The organism is Streptomyces daghestanicus (genome assembly GCF_020521275.1).
Classification (GTDB): domain Bacteria; phylum Actinomycetota; class Actinomycetes; order Streptomycetales; family Streptomycetaceae; genus Streptomyces; species Streptomyces griseoviridis.
The window spans coordinates 446,431-468,648 of record NZ_BNDX01000018.1 but is presented as its reverse complement, the minus strand read 5'-3'; the positions used below and the strand labels follow the sequence as shown (position 1 = coordinate 468,648).

Genomic DNA, 22,218 nt, shown 5'->3' with positions numbered 1-22,218 from the left:
CGGCACGGTCTCGGGGGCGTTCCGACGCGCTCGGTGCGGGTGCACGGGCGGGCGCGTCCTCAGGTCTTCGGACGCGGGGCGTCCGGGTTCTCGGGTTCTCGGGCTCTCGGGTGTGCGGGTGCTCGGGTGTTCGCTGCCTGGCCGTTCGGGGGTTCAGCGCAAGGGGTTCCGGCGTGCGGTGCTCGGGTGGTGCGGCGTGCGGTGCCCGGGGGCGGGCGTCGGGTGCTCGGGCGTCCGGGGAGGAACACGCGGCGCTCACGACAGCACGCCGGGCCGTGGCCGGTACAGCGCCCGGGCCGGGGTCGCTGCGGCGTCCCAGTCCCGGGGCGGTGACGCTGTGCGGACGCCCAGCGGGGCGGGCGGTGCCCGGTCACCGGGGCCCGAGCGGGCTTCCGGTCCGCCGGGCACGGGAGATGACGGGCCGTCGGACTGTCGTAGGCGTGTGCGAGAGTGCTGCGCACCCGCCGGGCCGGGCGAACACCGCGGCCGGGCGAGTGGACAGCGACCGTCACACGACTCACTGGAGTCCTCATGCATGACCAGAGCGTGCCGCCGCCGGACGACGGGTCCGGTGGAGCCCCGCCCCTCGTCTACGACACCGAGGTGCGCGCGGACGAGGGCGGGTGGCGCCCGGCGCCGCGCCTGGTGCTGGGGCTGGACCGGGGCGGGCCGGCCGAGGTGGTGGAACTGGCCTGGCGGTCCGGGAGCGGCGCCGAGGCGGTGCTGGTCCTGGACGACGGCATGCGGGCCTTCCGCGGCCACCGGCGCTCCGCGGACGGCGTACGCGAGGAGTACCGGGGCGTGCGGCGCGGGCCCGCCGGCTCCCCCGGGGAGGACGGCGCGGAGTGGCGGTCCCAGGTCTTCGCCACCGAGGAGGAGCGCCCGGACGGCAGGGGGACGGACGCGGGCCGGCTGCGGCTGGTCCTGGACGACGGGCACGGACCCGTCGAGCGGGTCACCTGGCGGGACGCGCACGGCACATTCGTCTCCCTGGCACTGCGCACCGGGCAGCGGGCCCCCGGCACGGTGCCGGTGCCGGTCGCACGGGTGGTGGCGAGCGCGGAGCACGCGGCGGCCGGTGAGGTGGCCCGGAACCTGCTCCGCCCGGGGCGGGGCAAGTGGCTGGCGTTAGACAGCGCCGCCACCCTGGACTTCGTCCTGCCCGCGCCGGCCGTCGTCACCGGCTACCGGCTGACCTCCGCCGACGACTGCCGGGACCGCGACCCCCGGGACTGGCGGCTGCGCGGATCGGTCGACGGCACCACCTGGTACACCCTCGACCTGCGCGACGGGCAGACCTTCCCCGAGCGGCACCAGAGCCGCGTGTACGCGGTGGCCAACTCCACGGCGTACCCCCGCTACCGCCTGGACATCGACCGGAACTGGGGGCGGCAGGCCGAGACGCAGCTGGGCCGGGTGGAGCTGTTCACCACGGAGGAGGACGGGCTCCTGGGCACGCCCCTGCCGCTCCCCCGGCTGGAGGCCGGCAGCGAGTACCGGGCGGCCGGCGAGGTCGCGGCCAACGTGCGCGCCTCCGGCGCGGGCAAGTGGCTGTCCTTCGGCCGTACGGCCCGGCTGGACTTCACCCTGGACGCGCCGGCCCTCGTCACGGGCTACACCCTGGCCTCCGCCGACGACCACTGCTCGCGCGACCCGAGGGACTGGGTGCTGCTCGGCTCAGAGGACGGCGAGGCGTGGACGGTTCTGGACCGGCGGGCCGGGGAGCTGTTCCCCGAGCGGTTCCAGGTGCGCGAGTTCGCGGCCGGTGCCTCCGTGCCGTACTCCCGCTACCGGCTGCACATCACCGCCAACGCGGAGGGTGTCGGCGAGGTCCAGCTCAACCGGGTGCAGCTGCTCGCGGCGGGCGCCGCCGGGCCGCGGCCCGAGCGCGCGGAGTTCTCGGGCCTCGTGCGGCACGGGACGGGGCCGGCCGTGGCGTACCGGGGCACGGGCCTCGACCCGGCCGGCCGGCGGACGCCGCCGGTGGTGCCGGACGCGGCGGAGGCGACGGAGGGGACCGACGGGACGGGGGCAGCGGAGGGGACGGCCGCGAAGGAGCAGTGGGGGCGGCCCGCGGCCGCCGTCCCCGCGCATCCCGGTCCGCCCGAGGGGGAGCAGCGGGCCTGCCGGACGCGTGGACTCCCCGGATGCGGGAGGACGTGATCCGCTTCCGCGCGGAGGCGCTCGGGCGCGGCGTCCCCGCCGGGGAGGTGGAGCGGTGGCCGGCGCCGGCCCGGCGGTGCTGGTGCTGTCACGGCGATCGACGGGCCGGTCGTGGGGCGGCTGGGCGCCCCGGTGAGGCTCCCGCCCCGGCGTGCCCGTTCCGGGGGACTCCGAGACCGGGCGGACGACCTGCCGCGAACACCTGATCGCCGCGCTCGACCTCGCGGCCGTCCCCCGGGACGCGACGGACCTGCCGCTGCCGTCCGACGGCCGTCTGCTGCTGTTCGCCCGGCCCCGCCCGGACCTGTCGACGGGCGACACCTGCTCGGGCGGCAGCGCGGTCCACGTCCCGGCGGGCTTCCCGGCCGGGAAGCGCGAGGTGATCCGCGCCCACGAGCCGGACGACTTCCTGGGGGCGTCGGCTTCGGCGGACTCCGCGGCACGCTGCGGATGGCGTACGACCTGTCGCTGCCGCCCGCGAGTTCGAGGACGACCCCATGGGCGCGGCGCACCCGTACGCCGGGGAACCGCGCGAGGCGTGGGCGCACGTGCGCCGGGACCGCGGCTCCGAGGGGACCCACCTGTGGCTCGGCGGGTACGCCTGGGACGGCGAGGGCTGGGGCGACCCGGTCACGCGCTGCGCGTACGGACCCCGGTGGGAGGAGACGTGCGGGGTGCGGCCCCCGTCCGGTGAGGAGCCGCGCCCCGGGGAGTGGGTGCTGCTGACCGCGCGGCACCCGGCGCCGCGCGGCCTGGAGACCGCCACCTTGTACTGGGCGCTGCGCGAACAGGACCTGGCGGCGGGCGACTCCGGGCCGGTACGGGTCACGATGTGGGCCGACCCCTGAGGCCGGTGCCGGCCTAGGTGTGTTGTCCCGGCAGCAGCCGGTGCGCGGTCAGGGCCAGGCTGACCTCGACCACGTCGGCCGGCCGGGTCAGCGAGCGGCCGGTGAGCTGCTCGCAGCGGCGCAGCCGGTTCAGGACGGTGTTGCGGTGGCAGTAGAGCCGCTCCCCGGCCCGTTGCGCGGAACCGTCGCAGGCCAGCCAGGTCGTCAGGGTGTCCAGCAGGACGTCCCGGTCGGCGGGCTCCAGCCGCAGCAGCGGGCCGAGCACCCGTTCGGCGAGGGCGCGGCCGAGTTCCGGTCCGGAGACGACCAGCGCGGCGGGCAGGTGCTCGGCCAGCCGTACCGTGCCGCCGGCGGCCGGGCAGATGCGCAGCGCGGTGTCGGCCAGGCGGCGGGCGTCACCGACGGCGGCCAGACCGGCCACGGGGCTGCCGACGCCGATCCGCACCCCGGGGGGCGGTTCGGACAGGCCGGGGGCGGACGCCGGCAGGTCCGCGTCGCCGACGAGGACGATGGCGTGGTCGACGTCGACGCCGGGGTGCCAGTGGACGCGCAGCCCCTCCGGTACGGCCGCGGCGCGGACCGCGTCGCAGCGCGCGGGGTGCCCGCCGGCGACCGCGACGACCACGTAACGGCCGTGTTCCGGCAGGTCGAGGGCCTGGGCGGTCTCGGGCAGGTCGGCGATGCGGCTGCTGCCGTCCAGCAGGGCGGCGGCCAGCAGCCGGGCGCGGTTCTCCCGGCGCCGGTTGAGCTGCCACTCGACCTGCCGGTAGGCGTCCGCGACGAGGGTGCAGTGGTCGTCGACGAAGTTCCACACGTCGGCGGCCACGTGCACCAGCAGCCGCACGTCCTCGGGGGCCGCGCGCGAGGTCTCCTCGACGAGGCGCTGCCACACCAGGGAACCGCCCAGCCGGAACGCGTGCAGCAGGGCGTCCAGCGGCAGCCCCTGCTCGGCGCGGGCGGCGCCGATCCGCCAGGAACAGCGGCGGGCCGCCTCCCGGTTGCTGCGCGGGTCGATCAGTGAGGTGACGCTGTGCCGCAGCGAGCGGTGCGCCTCCTGCCAGGTCCCGGTGGGATCGCCGGCCATCGCCGTGCGGTAGGCGGGCTCCTGCTCCTGGAGGACGGCGACGAGCTGGTCGGTGAGGCCGGGCAGGTCGTCGAGGAGGACCCGGGCGGCCCGGTGCAGGACGCGCAGCGCGTCCGCGTCGATCAGTGACGTCACGCGCGGGGTCCGCGGGCGCGGAACGGGCGTGGGTGCGCTGCGGATCGCTGCGCGTGACCGTACGGCGTGTTGCATGGCGGCCCTCCCCAAGGCTCGGGCTGGCAGCGGCGGCCCGCGCCGGGCCGTACGCCCGCGCGCTCACCGTCCCCTGACTCGTCCTTGCCCGAAGGATGGCATACCGTCCGGTCGGTCCCTAGGGCCCGGGCGGCAACAATCCGGCTCCGGTCGCACGTCGGCCGTACTCTGTGGCGACCGTCGGAGATCGTCGGCGGGGAGGGGACGCCCACGGGGCGCGGGAGCGGAGGCGTGCGGGCGGCGGCGGTGGCGGTCGTGGCCGCGGGGATGCGGAACGGCTGCTCGGACCCCGGTCACGAACAGGCCGGGAACTGGCGGAGACCTGCTGTTCGCGGCTCGGCGCCTGGCAGGACGCGCGGGACGCCGCGGAGGGCTGCGCGGTGAGCGCGGGCCTCGCCGCCGTCGCCGCGTCCCGGGTGCCCGGCGAGCGGGGCCTCGGCGTCGACGGCGGCCATGTCCTGGTGGACACCGGCCTCGCGGTCGAGGGCGACCCGGGCGCCGCGTCCTGCCGCGACGCCGTGGGCCTGGAGACGACGGTCGGCTGAGCCCGGCCAGAGCGATGGCTCCGGCCGGGACGGGCCGCCCCGCTCAGGGATGTGCCGTCGCCCGCTCCGACTGCTCGATCATGCGGGCCAGTTCCACCCGGGACCGCACGCCGAGCGCCGCGAAGACCTTGCGCAGGTGGTAGTCGACGGTGCGGGTGCTGACCGCGAGGGTCAGCGCGACCTCGCGGTTGGTGGCGCCCTCGGCGACGTGCCGGGCGATCCGCAGCTGCTGCGGGGTCAGCCGGGTGAGCGCACCCGCGCCCCCGGTGCGGGAGGCGCCGCCGATGGCGCGCAGTTCGCCGCGGGTCTGCTCGGCCCACACCCCGGCGCCGCAGCGTTCGAAGCCCGCCAGGGCGGCGCCGAGCCGGTCGCGGGCCTCCTTCGGACGGCGCCGGCGCCGCAGCCACTTGCCGTGGAGCAGGGCCGTACGGGCGCGTTCGAAGTCGCTGCCGCCGGTCTCGTCGTGCCGGGCCAGTGCCCGGCGGTAGAGGTCGTCGGCGTCCTCCGGCGCGGCCAGCAGGGCGCGGCAGCGTGCGAGTTGGCCGGCGGACTGCCGGTCGGCGCCGAACTCCGCCCAGTCGGCGAAGTCCGCGAGGACGGTCCGGGCCTCCTCGTGCCGTCCGGCGGGCACCGCGGCCTCCACGAAGCAGGGCACGGCGAGCCGCCACACCGCGAAGTGCCCGCGCCGGGGGCCGGGCAGGACCAGGAGGCCGAGCCGGTCGGCGGCGTCGAGCGGCCGGCCGCGGCCCAGGTCCGCGCGGGCCGCCGCCCATTCGGCGAGGGTGGCGGCCTGGGCGAGGCCGTGCCGCCGGGCGGTGGTCTGCGCGGCCGTCACGTGCCGGGCGACGACCTCGGGGGCCTCCTCGATGGAGGCGGCCAGGGCCAGCACGGCGTGGTGCAGGGCCGCCGTGTTGCGCTGCCCGGCCCGCAGCGCGGTGCGCAGCCCCTCCTCGGCGTGGGCGCGGGCCTGGGCGTGCCGGCCGGCGCGGAGTTCGGCGTAGGCGAGGTACTCCAGGGCCTGCGGCACGAGCGCGTCGGAGCCGAGGTGCCGGGCTGCGGCCAGGGCGCGGGCCCCGGCGCGGCGGGCGGCGTCCACCTCGCCGAGCAGCAGGGCGGCGGCGGCCGAGCGCAGCAGGGACTCGGGCCGGTCCTCGGTGCCGGCGCGGCGCAGCACGTGGCCGAGCGGCCCGGCCGCCCGGTCGAAGCGTCCTTCGAGCAGGGCGCGCATGCCCGAGCGGTGGTCGCCCACCGCGTCCCGTGGTCCTTCGCCGGTGCCGAGTGTGGCCAGGCACGCGGCCAGGTCTCCCGCGGCCCAGGCGGCGTCGGCGGCGGCGAGGGCAGCGGCGGCGGCCTGGCCGGGGGCGTCGGCGGCGAGCAGGGAGGCGGCCAGCAGCAGGGACTGGTGGGCGTCCTCGACCGGGCCGTCGCGCAGTTCGGTCAGCCCGCCGACCAGTTCGGCCCGCCCCCGGACCAGGGGCGGCGCGGCGCACTCGCGGGCGGCGGCGAGCAGGGTGCGGGCCCGGTCGGGGCGTCCGGCGAGCAGTTCCTGTTCGGCCGCGGCGGTGTACCGCTCGGCGCGGACGGGGCCGTCCGCGGCCAGTTCGGCGGCGCGGACGTACGCCGTGGCGCGCAGCCGGTGGGAGGCGGGTTCCGTGCCGTCGCCGGCGTGGGCCGCGAGCCGGTCGCCCAGGCCGGGCGGGGGCGCGGCGGCGGACCAGGAGCGGTGCAGCAGCGCGGGCAGCCGCCCGCCGTCCGCCCGGAGGACGCCGGCGAGCGCCCGGTGCGCGGCCCGTCGCCGGGCGGGGTCCGCGGTGGCGTGCACGGCGCGGCGCAGCAGCGGGCTGCGGAACCGGGGTCCGCCCGCGGCGGGTTCGAGTTCCCCGGGGAGTTCCGGGCGCGGGGCCGCCGCGCCGGACCGCAGCCGTCGTACGGCTTCCAGGAGCACGTCGGTCCCGGCGTCCGGTGCGCCCGGCACACCGGCGGCCACGGCGACCGTCAGCAGCAGGTCCCGGGCGTCCGGTGCGAGGCCGGTCAGGGCCCGTCCGGCCACGCCGGCGAGGGTGCCGGCGTCGGCCAGCGGCCGGGGCAGCGGCCGGTGGCCGCGCAGTTCGGCGGCGGTCAGGCGGCGGACCAGGGCGAGCAGCAGTCCCGGGTTGCCCTCGGCCTCGGCGAGCAGCTCGGCGCGGACGGCGGGGTCGACGGTGCCGTCGGTCACCTCGTCGAGGAGGGCGGCGGCCTGCGGCGCGGTCAGCGGGTCCAGGGGGACGACGGGCAGCGCGGCGAACTCCGGGTCGACGGGGCGGTGCCCGGCGACGGAGAGCAGCAGCCCCACGCGGCCCGCGCCGGCCGCCGCCGCGGCCGCCTCGGCCAGGGCGGCGCGGCCGGCGGCGTCCCACAGGTGGGCGTCGTCCGCGCAGACCAGCAGGGGGCCGTCGGGCGCGGCGGCGCGGAAGGCGGCGAGCAGCGTCCGCGCGGACACCCCCGGCCCGGGGGCCAGGACGCGGCTGCCGCAGGGCGGCGCCGCGCGGTGCTGGCGGTCGTCCTCGGGGCCGGGGAGCCAGGCCGGGGTGACGGGGCCGGGCGGCTGCGCGGGGGCGGCGTCCGAGCCTGCCCGCAGGTGCAGGACGGGGCCGGCGGTGAAGGCGTGGGCGGCCCGGTGCAGGAGGGCGGTACGGCCGAGACCGGGCTCTCCGGTCACCACGAGCCCGGCGCCGTGCGTCCGCAGCCGGTCGAGCAGGGCGGCCACCGCCCGTCGTTGTGGGCTCCGCCCGTGCAGTCGCACCGCCGGACGTACGATCGTGTCTCCGGTCATTCCCGGGAGGTTACGCGCGCGTAACCAGAGGCGGAAGGGAGTGGTCCGCACGGTCCGGCGGGCCCCCGGGCCGCCCGACCTGCGCTTCCGAACGTCATGTACATGACTGACCGTGTGCGGCTGCCCAGCGCGCCGGCGCCCCGTCCGTGCGCCGGCACAACACCGGCGGCGGCCGCCGGGTGGGCGACCGCCGCCGGGTCGGGTGCGGAACGTCAGCCGTTGTGCGGGCAGTTGCCCCGGTACTCCTCGATGGTCAGGCTCGCCCGCGGCAGCGGGCAGAGGAACTGCTCGTAGCGGGTGTCGTTGTCGATGAACCGCTTGAGCCAGGAGACGCTGTACTTCGCGATCGTCGTGTTGGACGAGTTGGGCGAGAAGTGGGTGGCGCTGTTCAGCTCCAGGTAGGCGCGGTCGGTGCTGGACGGCAGGGTGGAGTAGAACGGTTCGGCGTGCGAGGCGACGGGCGCGACGGTGTCGCCGTCCGCGCCGACGATCAGGGTGGGGGTGGTGACCTCCGGCCAGGACTTGTCGAGGTTCCAGGGGGTGAGCGGGATCGCGGCCTGGAGGGACGGACGGGACTTGGCGGCCTCCAGCGTGCCGCCGCCGCCCATGGAGTGGCCCATGACGCCGAGCCGGCTGCTGTCGATGCGGCTGCGCACCGAGCTGCGCTGGGTCAGGTAGTCCAGGGCCGCGAGGAGCTGCTCGCCCCGGGAGTCGGGCTGGTCCAGGGTGGTGTTGGTGTCGATGGTGAAGACGACGAAGCCCTGCGAGGCGAGCCGCGGTCCGAGCCAGGCCATGGAGGACTGGTAGGCGGTGAAGCCGGGGGCCACGGCCACGGCGCCGAACGTGCCGTCGGCGGTGCTGGTCGGGTAGTAGACGGTGCCGCCGCCGAAGCCGGTGACGCCGAGCGAGGAGACGGAGGTCTCCGACACGGCGTACGGGCCGCGCAGCGCCTCGATGCTGCTGGTGGTGGGGGCCGGGCCGCGCTCGTAGGGGTTGTCGGCGGCGTGCGCGCCGGGGCCGGTGAGGGTGGTGAGCCCGACGACCGCGGTGACCGCCGCCGCCGCTCCGGCCAGCCGCCGCCGGGTGGCGCGGGGCGTGCGGGGAGCGGTGTGGGGGTGGGGGTGTGAGTACACGACGAGTCGTCCTCTCTGTCGTGGCGACGGGCCCGGCCCGGGGGGACGTTCGGGCACCGGACCGCGCCCGCGGCAGGGCACCGGTGCCGTCGGCCGGGCATCGCCGGTGGACTGGCCGTGCCACTGTCGGCCGGCGGCGTTCTCCCCGGGATCGGCAATATCACCGGCGGCGCGCGGCGCGCCGGGCCGCCGGACCCGGCACGCGCGGCCCCGGGGAGGTCCGGGAGGGGTGCGAAGATCGGGCAGGAGGGGTACGCGGAGCCCCGGCGGGGCGGACTCCCGGCGGTCCGGGCAGGATGGCCGACGGACCCCGCGCCGGCGGTGGACGACGAGAGAGGCGGCGGTATGCGGATCGGACTGCTCGGCACCGGCCCCTGGGCGGAGCGGACCCACGCGCCCGCCCTGCGGCGCCACGAGGAGCTGGACTTCGTGGGCGTGTGGGGGCGCCGCCCGGACGCGGCGCGGGACCTCGCCGAGCGGCACGGCACCCGCGCCTACGAGGACGTCGACGCCCTGCTGGCCGATGTGGACGCGGTGGCCCTCGCGGTGCCGCCGGCCGTCCAGGCCCGGCTGGCGGTGCGCGCGGCCCGCGCCGGACGGCATCTGCTCCTGGACAAGCCGCTGGCGACGGACGTGGCGGAGGGCCGGGCCGTGGCCGAGGCGGTGCGCGCGGCGGGGGTGGCCTCGGTGGTCTTCTTCACCGTCCGGTTCCGTCCGGAGACGCGGGCGTGGATCGGCGAACAGGCGGCCCGTGGCGGCTGGTTCACCGCGCGGGCGCAGTGGCTCGGCGCGGTGTTCACCGGCGACAGCCCGTACGCCGCGTCGCCGTGGCGACGGGAGAAGGGGGCGCTGTGGGACGTGGGTCCGCACGCCCTGTCCGTGCTGCTGCCGGTCCTCGGCGACGTCCGCCGGGTGGCGGCGGCCACCCGCGGCCCCGGTGACACGGTGCACGCCGTACTGGACCACGCCGGGGGCGCGTCGAGCGTGCTGACGCTCAGTCTGACCGCGCCGCCCGCCGCGGCCGGCGCGGCGGTGGAACTGCGCGGTGCCGCCGGGGTGTCGGTGCTCCCGGAGAGCGCGGACGAGGGGGCCGTGCCCGCGCTGCTGCGGGCCGGGGACGCCCTGCTCGCCGCCGCCCGCACCGGCCGGCCGCACCCGTGCGACGCCGCGTTCGCCCTGCGGGTGACGGAGGTGCTGGCCGAGGCGGAGGCCCTGCTGGGCGGCGCGGCTCCGGGAGGGTCACCGGCCGGCCGCTGACGCCGGGAGGCCGCCCGGCCGGTGTCCGTCCCGTCAGTTCTCGTCCGAGCGGGTCAGCGCCTCGGTGATCAGCCGGGTGGCGAAGTCGGGGTCCTCGGTGATGCGGTTGATGTGCTCGGCGAGCAGGAAGGCGGTGGCCTCCAGGGGGGTCATCTCCGCCTCGGTCCAGTACCCGTACTGCTTGCGCCACAGGCTGGGGCTGAGGTCGGTGCCGGCGGCGATGACCAGACCCGCCATGGTGGGGATGGTCTCCGGCGGGACACTCCTGGGCATCATGCGCATCGTGGCCACCAGGTTGGGCACCACGTACTCGATGACGTCCTTGCCGTGGTCCTCGTGGGCCATCCGCAGCCACTTCATGAACATGAAGATGAGGGTGCAGGCACCGTCCAGCACGTCGTCGACCCCGCCGGGCCCCAGCGACGCGGCGAACTGGTCGACCAGCTCCTGCTGTTCGGGGTCGGTGCGGGACCTGCCGTCCTGGATGCTCTTGAGCCGGGAGTCGATCATCATGAGCGCCGCGCCCACGTCACCGGCGGGAGCGTGCTGGGGGTCGCAGGGCGATGGCACAGGGTTCCTCCTCGGGCGACCGCGATCCGTGACAGTGCGCATCCGTACAGTAGACATCCGACCGGACCGGCGTCCGGCGGTTCGGGGGAAGGCACCTGTTCGGGGAGGCCGGACGCGGCAGGGGGTTAAGCGGCCCTTAAACGCCGGTTAAGGCGCTCCCGCGCCGCTGCCGGTATCCCCGGCTCCGGGCAGGAACACCCGATTTGGCGCTCCGCCGGGCCATTGGCCGCACCGGACGCGCCGCATACCATCGGGCCCGTTCTGAGAGCGCTCTCCGGCGTTCCGGGACGACGTGACACGCACGAAGCACGCACCGCACGTTCTCTGGAGGCCCCCCACATGACTCCTCGTCACCAGCGCCCGCTCGGCCGCCGCAAGCTGCTCGTCGCCCTCGGCGGAGCGGCGGTGGCCGCGCCCGCCGTCGCCGCCCTCGCCCCGCACGCCCTCGCCGGCAACGCCACGGACGGGGCCCTGACCGGGGCCGGGGCGGCGGCGGGCGCGCTGCCGTTGACGGTCGTCAACGAGACCGGCTCCTTCGGCGACGGCGACGTGCACCTCTACGTCGTGGGCAACGCGGACGGCAGGCAGGTGCGGCTCACCCCGGACGGGACCCTCGCGCCCATCGCGCTGTCCGACAACGGGGCCGACGGCTGCACCGACTACGCGATCAGCCTGTCCGGCGGCGGCGAGACCCGGCTCACCCTGCCGTACATGTCGGGCCGGATCTACGTGGCGCTCGGGGAGAAGCTGAAGTTCAAGGCGGTCACGGACGGCGCCGGCAACGCCGCGCTCCAGTACCCGGCGGGCTGGGTGGCCTCCGACCCCAACTACGGAGTGCTGCACGACTGCGCGGAGTTCACGTACAACGCCTCCGGGATGTTCTGCAACACCACGATGGTGGACATGTTCAGCGTGCCGATGGCCATCCGGCTGACCGGGGCCAAGGACCAGACGGCGGGCACGGTCAGGCCCGGCGGCCGGGCCGCGGCGTTCGAGGCGGTCCGGCGCGTGGCGGAGTTCGCGCCGCTGGTCGTCGACGACACCCGGATCATCGCCCCCGGGCACGGGCTGGACGCGGGGCTGTTCCCCAAGGACTACTTCGCCCCGTACATCGACGAGGTGTGGAGCACCTACACCGGCAGGGACCTCACCGTCACCACCGACGCGGGCACCTTCACCGGCCGGGTGCGCGGCGACCGGTTCACGTTCGGCGGACCGGCCGAGGTCTCCTTCGCCAAGCCGTCCACCCGGGACGTGCTGTTCTGCGACGGCGCCCTGGCCGCGCCGAACGACGGCACCACCGGCCCGGTCGCGGCGATCCTCGGCGCCGGTTTCAACCGGTCCACGCTGCTGTCCTCGGCCGTCCAGCCGACGGCCGACCCCGCCGCCTTCTACCGGGCCGCGCTCACCAACCACTACGCCGCGGCCATGCACGCGGCCACCGAGGACGGCAAGGCGTACGGCTTCGCCTTCGACGACGTCGCCGACTTCGCCTCGTACATCCAGGACACGGCGCCCACCGGCGTACGGCTCACCCTCACCGCCTTCTGAGCGGCCCACGGACGGCGCCGGGGCGGGGCGGCCGATCCCCGGGGACGTTACGGTGATATCGGGAGATCCGGGACCGGCGCCGTCGGGACCGGACCAGTGATCCCGACCCGAGGAGCGTGCAGATCATGTCGACACCACAGCCCGACGCCTCCCGGCCGTCCGGGGCCGGCGCGGACGAGAACCGCGTCACCCCGGACGGTCTGCTCCACGCCCGAACCGGCACCGACGTGTCGCCCGAGGACCTGGTCCTGGCGGCCGGCCGGGACGTCACCGAGGCCAACCTGGAATGGGCCCGGCGCAAGCTGGCCGACGAGGGCCCCGCTGCCCTCGACAAGCTGCTGCCCTGACCGGACACGGCCTAGGGGCCTGTCGTTCGGATCACGCCGCGGACGCGGGGCGAGGAAGACGCAGCCGATTCCCCGCGACCTGATCCGAACGACAGGCCCTGGCTAGGGGAGGTCCGTGTCGTCCTCGACGACGTGGACGGCGGCCTCCTCGGCGCCGGCCGCGCCGCCGTCGATGCCGACGTCCTCGGCGACGGTCTCCTTGGTGGTGTCGGCGCGGACGCCCTCGTCGGGGGCGACCAGGCGGCCCGCCCGGTCGGTGCCGGCCTCCGGGTCCACCGGCTCGCCCTCGCCGTCGACGCGGTCGCCGACGCCGTCCCCGGCGGGCGGGGTGACGTCGGGGACCTCCTGGGCGAGCCGTTCGTCCAGGGTCTCGCCCTCGTGCTGTTCGGCGGCCGTGGTGCCGGTCCTGTCGACCCCGAGGGGCTTCTCCGGCGGGGAGTAGCCCTCGTCGAGGGTGTCGTCGTAGGTGCGCTCGTCGAGGGCGTCCTCCATGTCCAGCGGGGCGGCGTCCTCCTGCTCCTCGTTGCTGCCGGTGGGCTGGTAGACGTCGTCGGCCATCGGGTCGGTCCCCATCGCCGCCTCCTTCTCGCGCTCGGTCGCCTCGGTGATCCGGTCTCGGTCTGCTTTCGCGTTTCCCGTCCCGCGATCTTTAACCTCGCCGGTCCCGCCGGCCGCACCCCTCCCCGAAGGCGCGCGGCTCAGGCGGGGGCGACCGGCCCGTCCGGGCGGTTCCGGCGCCGCTCCGCCATCGTCCGGCTCAGCTCTGCGGTATCGGCCTCGGTGTGCCGCTCGAAACCCGCCTCGGTGACGACGGTCACCACGGGCTGGATGCCCCGGCCGGGGCCGGGTCCGCCGGTCGCGGAGTCGTCGGCGGCGGCGTCCCACAGGGCTCGCAGCGCGGCGAGGACGGCCCCCCGCCGGGACAGGCCGGGACGGTGGAGTTCCTTCAGCGCGCCCCGGGCGTAGGAGGAGCCGGGGCCCTCGGTGTGGAAGCCGGTCTTCTCGTACAGGCCGCCGGCGGCGTCGTAGGGGAAGATCCGGCCGCGTCCGCCGTCGGCGCGGTGGGGTCGTGGCCGGCCGGCAGCGGGGCGACGGCGAGGCCCCGCACGGCCTGGCCCAGGTGCTGCCGGATCATGGCGGCCAGCCGGGCGGCCCTGGCGCTGAGGGTCATCGGGATGCCCTCCATCTTCTCGGAGTGCGCGAGTTCGCCCTGGTACAGCTTGGTCATGTCCAGGGCGAGTCCGACGGTGCCGGCGAAGGCGACGGCGGTGCGGCCGTCGGCGGGGTGCACCTTCTCCAAGGTCGCGCCGGGCGATGAGGTGGCCCGTGGCGGCGCGGCGACCGCCGGCCATCAGGACGCCGTCCCGGTAGACGAGGGCGAGCACGGTGGTGCCGTGGGGCACGGCGCCGGAGGCCCGTACGCCGTCCGGCAGGAGGCGCCAGGGGGGATCAGCATGCCGGGGCGGCGGCCCGCCAGGAACTCGGTGAAGGACGGCGTCCCCGCCCGCCCCTCTCGTCGCCTCGCAGGCCGCCCCCCCCTTCGCCCGGTACCGGCCACCGGGTTCCTACCTGGCGCCGTCGCCGGGGAAGCCCCCGGCCCGGTCCGGGCCGGCCGCCGGCGGCCGTGGCGCGACGAGGACGCGCAGGTCACCGATGCGGTGCGGGGTCCAGTCACGGGCGTAACCGGGCGTGGCGGCGCCGGGGAGCGTGACGGCGGCGACGGGGACGCGGCGGGCGGTGCGCCCGACCTCGGCTGGGGTGGTGTTCTCGTTGTGGCCGGTCGTGTTGCCGGAGGAGCAGCCCGTGTAGTAACCGAGCGGGATGGCCTCATGGCCGGTGAGCAGGCAGGGCGGGCGCACGCCGAGGCGGTGCAGCGCGTCCGCCGTCCGCGCCCAGTCCCGGCGGTCGCGGGTGGTGCGGTCGACGGTGCGGTCCAGTACCGCGTACTGGACCGCCAGATGGCCGGTGAGTCCCAGCGCGATCAGCGTGGCCGCCACCGGCCGCCACCGCCCGGCGGGGGTGCGCACCAGGTGCCGCAGGGCGTCCGCGACCGGGATCGCCAGCAGGGCGTAGGCGGGCTGGAGGAAGCGGGGCGCGGCGTAGCCGATCATGAACAGGTAGGGCAGCGCGGCGGTCGCGGCGCAGGCCAGCGGCACCAGGGTGCGCGCGGTGCGCCCGGCGCGTACGGCGACGGCGAGGCCCAGGGCGGCGAGCGGCGGCAGCGCGAACCACCACAGGGTCACGGCGGGGTGCGGGAACGCCCCGGTGCACGGCCGGCACAGGGCGCGTCCGCCGAGGCTGCGCAGCTGGTCGTCGACGGCGATCTGCCACCCGAGGCCGCCCTGGATGCGGGACGCCTCGTGCAGCCGCTCCCCCAGGCCGCCGTACCAGGCGTACGCCTCGACCACCCACTCCGCTCCCCCGGCGGCGAGCCCGCCCACGAGGGCGAGCAGCAGCCGGCCGTGGCGCCGCCACAGGGCCACGGCGAACAGCGGCAGGGTGGCGTAGACGGCGTCGGCGGGCCGCATCCACGCCATCAGCGCGGCGCCCGCCACCACGCCCCAGAGCGCGGAGCGGGCGGACGGCTCTGCGCGGGCCCGCAGGAAGGAACCCGCGCAGATCAGCGCGCCGACGGCGACCCAGTAGTTGGGCATGGCCTGGGGGCCGTAGAAGAGGGTCACCCACAGGGTGGCGAACAGGGCGCCGGCGGTGGCGAGGACGCCGGCCGGGAACAGGCCGCGCCAGGCGCGCAGGGCGAGGTACAGGCCGAGGCCGGAGAGGAGGGCGAGGTAGACGCGGAGCAGCTCCGTGGAGGACGACCAGGAGGCGACGGGCGCGGCCAGCAGGGAGGGGCCGCGGGAGCGCGGGGCGCTGAAGAACGCGGCCGGGGTGTGGGCGGTGACCTGGCTGACGTAGACGATCTCGTCCCAGCCGAGGCCCATTCCGGGGCGGACCAGCAGGAGCTGGAGCGCGGTGAAAGCGGCGGCCACGGCGGCGGCCGGGCGCGCGTCGAGGGCGCGCCCGCCCGCCGCCGTGACCGTGCCGCCGCGCCGCCGGCCGGCCGGGACGGTGCGCGTGCCGTCGGCCATGTCCACCCTCCACCGGACCTGGGGAGAACCCCGGGCGAACTCCCGGGGAACAAGCCGAAACTAACCCAGGAGCCGGCGCCGCGCAGTCGGGATCGCGGCCGTTCGCCCCACGGCTCAGTGGGCGTTCGGGCGGCGGTGCGGCGGCTGTTCGGGTTCTTGGCGGGGAGTGAGCGCCGGGATGGCGCGGACCACGGGGCCGTCCCCGTTCACGGTGAACACCGTCCCGTGGTGACCGACCCGCATGGGCTCCCCGGACAGCAGGGTGTACGTCGCCTCGCCGCCGTCGATCTCCACGCGCAGGCACCGGCCGCGGAACTGGAGGCGGAAGGCCAGCCGGCTGAACTTCTCGGGCAGGCGCGGGGCGAAGCGGAGCATGTCGCGGTCCCGGCGGGTGCCGCCGAACCCGGCGACCAGGGCCATCCAGGTCCCGGCGAGGGAGGCGATGTGCAGTCCGTCGCGGGTGTTGTGCTCCAGGTCGGCCAGGTCCATCAGCGCGGCCTCCGCCGCGTAGTCGTAGGCGAGGCGCAGATGGCCGGTCTGGGCGGCGACGACGGCCTGGCAGCAGGCGGACAGGGAGGAGTCGCGGACGGTGAGCGGCTCGTAGTAGGCGAAGTTGCGGGCGATCTGCTCCTCGTCGCAGTGGGCGTCGAACCAGCTGCCGCACGTGTACATGGCCAGCACCAGGTCGGCCTGTTTGACCACCTGCTTGCGGTAGAGGTCGAAGTACGGGAAGTGCAGCATCAGCGGATACTGGCCGGCGCCGGTGCGGGTGAAGTCCCAGCGCTGGTGGCGGGTGAAGCCGGCGTGCTGCTCGTGGACGCCGAGTTCCTCGTTGTACGGGATGTGCACGGACTCGGCGGCGTCCCGCCAGGCGGCGCTCTCCTCGTCGTCGACGCCGTGCCGCGCCGCCTCGTCGGGGTAGCGCTCGCAGACCTCGGCGGCGGCCAGCAGGTTGGAGCGGGCCATGAGGTTGGTGTACGTGTTGTCGTCCGCGACGGCGCTGTACTCGTCGGGGCCGGTGACGCCGTCGATGTGGAAGACGCCGTGGTGGTCGTGGTGGCCGAGGGAGCGCCACAGCCGGGCCGTCTCCACCAGCAGTTCCAGGCCGGTGTCCCGTTCGAAGCCGGTGTCGCCGGTGGCGGCGGCGTAGCGTACGGCGGCGTGCGCGATGTCGGCGCCGACGTGGAAGGCGGCGGTGCCGGCCGGCCAGTACGCCGACCCTTCCGAGCCGTCGATGGTCCGCCAGGGGAAGGCGGCGCCGCGCAGGCCGAGCTGGGCGGCGCGGTCGCGGGCGGCGGGCAGGGTGTCCTGGCGCCAGCGCAGCGCCTCGGCGACGGCCCTCGGCTCGGTGAAGGTCAGCACCGGGAGCACGAACATCTCCGTGTCCCAGAAGGCGTGGCCGTCGTAGCCGGAGCCGGTCAGGCCCTTGGAGGGGATGGCCCGCCGCTCGGCGCGGGCGCCGGCCTGGAGCACGTGGAAGAGGCCGAAGCGGACGGCCTGCTGGATCTCCTCGTCGCCGTGCACCTCGACGTCGGCGCGGGCCCAGAAGTCGTCCAGGTAGGACTTCTGCTCCGCGACCAGGCCGTCCCAGCCGCCGTGTCCGGCGGCGGCGAGCGCGGCCTCGACCTGGTCGCTCATCGCGGGCCGGGACCGGGCGCCGGACCAGCCGTGGGCGACGGTCTTGCAGACCCGCAGCCGCTGTCCGGGGTCGAGCACGGAAGTGACGGTCAGCCGGGCGACGTCGTCGCCGGACTCGCTGCCGGTGGTGGTGCCCTCGGGGCCGTCCACGACGTGGTCGGCGGCGACGGCGACCCGGAGGCCGCTGCGCCGGGTGCGGTGGACCAGGCGCAGCCGGGCGCCGGCGGCGCGGTGCTCCTCCGGTTCCAGCGGGGACTTGAGGGCCTTGCTGGCGCGCGGGTCGCCGTTGGGGTCGGGCAGGCTCTCGTTGGCGACCAGCTCGGACTGGATCACCACCCGGATGCGGCTGTCGACGGCCTCGACCTGGTAGTCGACGGCGGCGATGGCCCGCTGGGTGAGGGAGACCAGCCGGGTGGAGCGCACCCGTACGGTGGAGCCGGCCGGGGAGGTCCATTCGCAGACCCGTTCCAGGACGCCGCGGCGCAGGTCCAGGCAGCGTTCGTGGGTGACGAGGCGTCCGTAGCGCAGGTCGAAGGGCTCGTCGTCGACGAGGAGCCGGAGCAGTTTGCCGTTGGTGACGTCGATGACGGTCTGGCCGGACTCGGGGTAGCCGTAGCCGGCCTCGGCGTAGGGCAGCGGGTGCAGTTCGTGGACGCCGTTGAGGTAGGTGCCGGGCAGGCCGTGCGGTTCGCCCTCGTCCAGGTTGCCGCGCCAGCCGACGTGGCCGTTGGAGAGGGCGAAGACGGACTCGCTCTGGGCCAGCAGGTCGAGGTTCAGTTCCGTCTCCCGTACCGACCAGGGCTCGACGGCGTACGTCCGGTTGGTGATCACTCGCCGCCTCCGAGGAGCTCGGCGAGGTCCTTCACCACGCGGTCGGCGCCGTGCGCGTACAGGGCGTCGGTCTGTCCGACCCGGTCGACGCCGACGACGTGGCCGAAGTGCCCGGCGCGGCCCGCGTCCATGCCGGCCAGGGCGTCCTCGAAGACGGCGGCCCGGGAGGGTTCGACGCCGAGGTCGCGGGCGGCGGCGAGGAAGGTGTCGGGGCGCGGCTTGCCCGGCAGGCCGCGTTCGCGGGCGACCACTCCGTCGATCCGGGCGTCGAACAGGCGCTCGGCGTCGAGGGAGCGGAGCACGTCGAGGGTGTTGGCGCTGGAGGAGACGATCGCAGTCCTCAGTCCGGCCGCGCGCACCGCCTCGATGTACCGCAGGGTGCCGTCGTAGGCCTCGACGCCGTCGGTGCGGATCTTCTCCAGCAGCAGCTCGTTCTTGCGGTTGCCGACGCCGTTGACGGTCCGCCGGTCCGGCGGGTCGTCGGGGTCGCCCTCGGGCAGCTCGATGGAGCGGGAGGCGAGGAAGGTGCGCACGCCGTCGGCGCGGGGCCGGCCGTCGACGTACTCGTCGTAGTCGGAGTCGGTGAAGGGCCGGAAGCCGGCGCCGTCCCGCTCCCGCAGGAACGAGTCGAACGTCTCCTTCCAGGCGGCCGCGTGCACCACCGCCGTCTTCGTCACGACCCCGTCGAGGTCGAAGAGGCACGCCTGGATGTCCGCGGGAAGGCCGAGCTGCGTCGTCATACGGTCACAGTTCCCCGTCGGCGCGCGTCCCATCGGGTGGTCCCTGCCACAAGGGCCGGGCCGGGCGGGTGGCACACTCGGGATGTGCCGCTGACCTTCGACGACCTCCTGGCCCGTGCCCGTGCGCTGCCCCGCGGCGGCGGCCGGGCCCTCCTCGGCATCACCGGCAGCCCCGGCGCGGGCAAGACGACCCTCGCCGAGCGGCTGGTGCGGGAGCTGAACGCGGGCGCGGGGCCCGGCTGGGCGGCGCACGTGCCGATGGACGGCTTCCACCTCGCCGACGCCGAACTGGAGCGGCTGGGCCGCCGGGACCGCAAGGGCGCGCCGGACACCTTCGACGCGGCCGGGTACGCGGCGCTGCTGGCGCGGCTGCGGGCGGACGACCCCGGCGAGGTCGTCTACGCGCCCGGCTTCGAACGGGTGCTGGAGCAGCCGCTCGCCGGGGCCGTCCCGGTGGGGCCGGCCGCCCGGCTGGTGGTGACGGAGGGCAACTACCTGCTGCTGGCGGACGCCGCCTGGGAGCGGGTGCGGGCGCGGCTGGACGAGGTCTGGTTCTGCGCGCCGGACGACGCGGCGGAGCGGGTGCGGCGGCTGGTCGCCCGGCATGTGGAGTTCGGCAAGTCGCCCGCGGAGGCGGCGGCCTGGGTCCGCCGGACCGACGAGCCCAACGCCCGTCTGGTCGAGGCGACCCGGGAGCGGGCCGACCTGGTGGTGCCGGGGGCGGCGCTGTCGCGGGCGGCGGGCGGGGCCGGCTGACCGGACGGCCGGTGCCGGGCGCGTGCCGGGCCCCGGGGCGGTCGGGTCACCCCGCGTGCGGGAACTCCGCCGCGTTCACGTGCGGCATGACCCGGCTCGCCACGTGGTAGCGGCCGTTGGGCACGTCACTGACCCGGGCGATGTGCACCGCCAGCGGGCCCGCCCACTCGTAGCCGTGCCGTTCGGCGTGCCGGACCAGGCTGTCGGTGATGACCTGGCCCACCCGGCCGCCGCGGCGCGTCAGTTCGTCGTGGATCTCGTCGGCGAGGGCGACGTCGTAGGCGTTGGGCACGAGGACGCGGCCCTCGGCGCAGACCACGGCGTTGCTGTCGCACTCGGTGCGCAGCGCGTCCAGGAGTTCCACGGGGTCCCTGCCGAGGACCCGTGCCCAGATGGCCTCCCAGCGGCTCGCGAGGGCTTCTTCCAGAGCGCTCAGTGCGCCCATACGGTCTCACCTGCCGGAGTGGTGCGTAGGTCGGAGATCGGTCACTGCTCGTCGTACGCGGCGGGGCCGGGGCCACCGCCGGTACGCGGTTGTCGTGTACACCGCTGCGGCGGAGTCAAACCCCGGCCGGGCGGACGGGGCTCGCGGGGCGGCGGTCCTGCCGGGGGCGGCGGCCTCAGGGGCGTGCCGAGCCGGCCCCTGACACGAGCACATCCAGTACGAGGGTCAGGGCCGGCAGGCCGCGTTCGGGGCGCCGCACGACGGCGACGCCCCGGCTCTCGCCGACGCCGGTGTCGTGCGCGCCCGCCGCCCGGCCGGGCGGGAGCGCGGGGCCGGGGTGGCGGGCCCGGTGGCCTACTCGTCGTAGTCGTCCGGACGGACCTGGGCCTCCTCCAGCGCCTCGCGCATCGTGCGGCCGGTCGCACCGGCCTGGCGGGAGGCGTCGCCCTCGCGGTCCTCCCGGTGCTCGAGGACCTCGTCGGTGGTGTCGGTCTTCGGCCGGTTCTCTTCCGGGACGGTCATGGCACGGCTCCTCGTGGCGTCGTACGGGTCTTGGTCGTGCGGCGGGTTCCCGGACCGCGCGGGGCTATCCCCGACGGCCGCTGGGCTATGTTGAACCTCCTCGGGAGAGACTCCTCGGGAGACAAAGGAGAGCACCGGTGCCATCGCCGCAGCAGGCCCGCGCGCAGGCGTCGGCGATCACCTCGGCCCCGGCCGCCCCGGAACCGGAGCCCTCCCCCGCCTCCCAGCTCAGGGCGTTGTTCGACCGCCCCCGCCTCTCCCCCGGCCAGCGGCGCATCGCCCAGTACCTGATCGAGAACCTCACCGAGGCGGCGTTCCTGTCGATCACGGACCTCGCCGACCGGGTCGGGGTGAGCCAGCCCTCGGTCACCCGGTTCGCCGCGGCGGTCGGCTTCAGCGGTTACCCGGCGCTGCGCGAGCGGCTCCAGTCGATGACGCTGGGCACGCGCGGCGGCGCCGAGGAGCACCGCGGCAACGAACTCCAGGCGGCGGTGGACGCCGAGATCGAGAACCTGGAGAACCTGCGGCGCGACTTCGCCGACCCGAAGGCGGTGATCGACACCGGCCGCGCCCTGTCCCGGTCGATGCCGCTGACCGTGCTCGGGCTGCGCATCTCCGTCTCGCACGCCGAGTACTTCGCCTACGCCGCCCGCCGCATCCACCCCGACGTCCGGCTGGTGACGCGGGGCGGCAGCGTCGCCCACGACGCCCTGCTGCAGTCCCGGGAGGCCGGCGGCACCTGGGTGCTGGCGTTCTCCATGCCGCGGCACGCGACGGAGACGCTGGTGGCGGTGCGGGTGGCGCGGCGTGCCGGACTGCGGGTCGCCCTCGTCACCGACCTCGCGCTCGGCCCGGTGGCGGCCGAGGCGGACGTCACCTTCGCCACCGGCACCGGCTCCCGGCTGGTCTTCGACTCCTACGCGGCCACCGGCGTGCTGTGCGCGGCGCTGCTGCAGGCCATGACCGACGCCGACCCGGAGCGGACCCAGGTCCGCCTGGAGGCGTACGAGCAGCTCGCCGAGGAGCACCGGTTCTTCCTGCGGGACTGAGCCTCCCGTCCCGGGCGCACAACAAAGCGCGCATGAATGTTTTCATGCGCCTTGAAAACCCAACCGCATATATAAATACTGCTCACGGAACGCGACCTGGCCGTACCGGACGGCATCCGCGACCCCGCACACCCGGAAGCGATGATCATGCCCCTGACGTCCACGCGCCCCGGCCCCGACTGGCCGTGCCAGGTCAAGCCCCCCGGCAGCTACGACTGGGAGCGCTCGGCCGTCAGATGGCTGCGCGAGCTGGTGCCGGCCCGCTACGCCGGCTACCCGGCGCTGATCCGGCACCCCGTGCTGCTCGCCCGTCACGCGGACCTCCAGGTCCAGCAGGAGATCCGGGTCGCCCGCACCGCCCTGCGCAGCGCCCGCGCCGATCTGCCGCGGCTCGGCCTGCCCGAGTCGGTCATCGAGCACTCCATCAAGCTGTACGCGGCGGAGATCCGGCAGTTGCAGCACATCGCCCGCAGCGTCCGCGCGGTCACCGCGGCCCTCACCGACCGGGTCGGCGCGCGCTGAGGAATCTTGTGCCCGCGCGTGCGACCGCCCACGCGGACGGGCCGCTCGCGCCGGGGCGCGGGGGCGCGTCGCGGGACCGGTGGACGGCGGCGACGAGCGGGTCTGC

19 protein-coding genes and 1 pseudogene are annotated in these 22,218 nt (G+C 76.2%); 9 read left to right on the top strand and 11 right to left on the bottom strand.

The window, feature by feature from the left end:
* Positions 1-531 precede the first annotated feature (531 nt).
* The gene (locus tag Sdagh_RS34555) at positions 532-2,163 is read left to right on the top strand and encodes a coagulation factor 5/8 type domain-containing protein (RefSeq protein ID WP_190076480.1); all 1,632 of its coding nucleotides are present in this window, start codon (positions 532-534) and stop codon (positions 2,161-2,163) included.
* Positions 2,164-2,660: 497 nt separating this feature from the next.
* Positions 2,661-3,011, top strand: a complete 351-nt coding sequence (locus Sdagh_RS34550; RefSeq protein WP_190076479.1) for a hypothetical protein — start codon at positions 2,661-2,663, stop codon at positions 3,009-3,011.
* A 13-nt stretch (positions 3,012-3,024) separates the two neighbouring features.
* On the opposite strand, the gene Sdagh_RS34545 is transcribed toward Sdagh_RS34550, so the two are convergent.
* Entirely contained in the window at positions 3,025-4,305 is a 1,281-nt protein-coding gene (locus tag Sdagh_RS34545; protein ID WP_189414163.1) for a PucR family transcriptional regulator, read from the bottom strand.
* A 380-nt stretch (positions 4,306-4,685) separates the two neighbouring features.
* Between Sdagh_RS34545 and Sdagh_RS34540 the strand changes: the two genes are divergently transcribed.
* Positions 4,686-4,850 (top strand): hypothetical protein, encoded by a 165-nt coding sequence (locus tag Sdagh_RS34540; RefSeq protein WP_190076478.1) that lies wholly within the window; start codon positions 4,686-4,688, stop codon positions 4,848-4,850.
* Positions 4,851-4,893: 43 nt separating this feature from the next.
* On the opposite strand, the gene Sdagh_RS34535 is transcribed toward Sdagh_RS34540, so the two are convergent.
* Positions 4,894-7,662, bottom strand: a complete 2,769-nt coding sequence (locus Sdagh_RS34535) for a helix-turn-helix transcriptional regulator (protein ID WP_189414161.1) — start codon at positions 7,660-7,662, stop codon at positions 4,894-4,896.
* Between the two features lie 212 nt (positions 7,663-7,874).
* A complete protein-coding gene (gene bdeA / locus Sdagh_RS34530) occupies positions 7,875-8,795 on the bottom strand; it encodes a bis(hydroxyethyl) terephthalate hydrolase (RefSeq protein ID WP_190076477.1) in 921 nt (306 codons plus the stop codon).
* Positions 8,796-9,140: 345 nt separating this feature from the next.
* Here bdeA and Sdagh_RS34525 point away from each other — a divergent pair, with 345 nt between their 5' ends.
* Complete coding sequence (locus tag Sdagh_RS34525; RefSeq protein ID WP_189414382.1) at positions 9,141-10,052, top strand: Gfo/Idh/MocA family protein; 912 nt, start codon at positions 9,141-9,143, stop codon at positions 10,050-10,052.
* 33 nt (positions 10,053-10,085) lie between these two features.
* Here Sdagh_RS34525 and Sdagh_RS34520 read toward each other — a convergent pair whose 3' ends face one another.
* Positions 10,086-10,622: a hypothetical protein gene (locus tag Sdagh_RS34520; RefSeq protein WP_189414159.1), complete on the bottom strand. Its 537-nt coding sequence runs from the start codon at positions 10,620-10,622 to the stop codon at positions 10,086-10,088.
* Between the two features lie 339 nt (positions 10,623-10,961).
* On the opposite strand from Sdagh_RS34520, the gene Sdagh_RS34515 reads away from it, so the two are divergent.
* Positions 10,962-12,173, top strand: coding sequence for a beta-1,3-glucanase family protein (locus Sdagh_RS34515; RefSeq protein WP_190076476.1), 1,212 nt, complete (start codon positions 10,962-10,964; stop codon positions 12,171-12,173).
* Between the two features lie 125 nt (positions 12,174-12,298).
* Entirely contained in the window at positions 12,299-12,520 is a 222-nt protein-coding gene (locus Sdagh_RS34510) for a hypothetical protein (protein ID WP_190076475.1), read from the top strand.
* Positions 12,521-12,622: 102 nt separating this feature from the next.
* Here the strand turns inward: Sdagh_RS34510 and Sdagh_RS34505 are convergent, their stop codons facing one another.
* The 5 genes and pseudogenes from Sdagh_RS34505 to Sdagh_RS34485 form a co-directional block, all read right to left on the bottom strand.
* Entirely contained in the window at positions 12,623-13,093 is a 471-nt protein-coding gene (locus Sdagh_RS34505) for a DUF5709 domain-containing protein (RefSeq protein ID WP_189414156.1), read from the bottom strand.
* A gap of 125 nt (positions 13,094-13,218) precedes the next feature.
* Positions 13,219-14,078 (bottom strand): annotated as a pseudogene (gene prcB, locus Sdagh_RS34500) (proteasome subunit beta).
* A gap of 7 nt (positions 14,079-14,085) precedes the next feature.
* On the bottom strand, positions 14,086-15,609 hold the full coding sequence (locus tag Sdagh_RS34495; protein ID WP_190076474.1) for a hypothetical protein: 1,524 nt from the start codon (positions 15,607-15,609) through the stop codon (positions 14,086-14,088).
* Between the two features lie 114 nt (positions 15,610-15,723).
* A complete protein-coding gene (locus Sdagh_RS34490; RefSeq protein WP_189414153.1) occupies positions 15,724-18,078 on the bottom strand; it encodes a glycoside hydrolase family 65 protein in 2,355 nt (784 codons plus the stop codon).
* Positions 18,075-18,818, bottom strand: coding sequence for an HAD family hydrolase (locus Sdagh_RS34485; RefSeq protein ID WP_189414152.1), 744 nt, complete (start codon positions 18,816-18,818; stop codon positions 18,075-18,077). The genes Sdagh_RS34490 and Sdagh_RS34485 overlap by 4 nt, the downstream gene beginning before the upstream one ends.
* An 84-nt stretch (positions 18,819-18,902) precedes the next feature.
* Here Sdagh_RS34485 and Sdagh_RS34480 point away from each other — a divergent pair, with 84 nt between their 5' ends.
* Positions 18,903-19,574, top strand: a complete 672-nt coding sequence (locus Sdagh_RS34480) for a nucleoside/nucleotide kinase family protein (RefSeq protein WP_189414151.1) — start codon at positions 18,903-18,905, stop codon at positions 19,572-19,574.
* A gap of 46 nt (positions 19,575-19,620) precedes the next feature.
* Here Sdagh_RS34480 and Sdagh_RS34475 read toward each other — a convergent pair whose 3' ends face one another.
* Positions 19,621-20,019, bottom strand: coding sequence for a DUF3662 domain-containing protein (locus tag Sdagh_RS34475; RefSeq protein ID WP_189414150.1), 399 nt, complete (start codon positions 20,017-20,019; stop codon positions 19,621-19,623).
* A gap of 354 nt (positions 20,020-20,373) precedes the next feature.
* Complete coding sequence (locus Sdagh_RS34470; RefSeq protein ID WP_189414149.1) at positions 20,374-20,541, bottom strand: hypothetical protein; 168 nt, start codon at positions 20,539-20,541, stop codon at positions 20,374-20,376.
* A gap of 137 nt (positions 20,542-20,678) precedes the next feature.
* Here Sdagh_RS34470 and Sdagh_RS34465 point away from each other — a divergent pair, with 137 nt between their 5' ends.
* Both Sdagh_RS34465 and Sdagh_RS34460 read left to right on the top strand, forming a co-directional pair.
* The gene (locus tag Sdagh_RS34465; protein WP_189414148.1) at positions 20,679-21,590 is read left to right on the top strand and encodes a MurR/RpiR family transcriptional regulator; all 912 of its coding nucleotides are present in this window, start codon (positions 20,679-20,681) and stop codon (positions 21,588-21,590) included.
* Positions 21,591-21,731: 141 nt separating this feature from the next.
* Positions 21,732-22,112 (top strand): hypothetical protein, encoded by a 381-nt coding sequence (locus Sdagh_RS34460; protein WP_189414147.1) that lies wholly within the window; start codon positions 21,732-21,734, stop codon positions 22,110-22,112.
* The last annotated feature ends 106 nt before the right edge of the window (positions 22,113-22,218 follow it).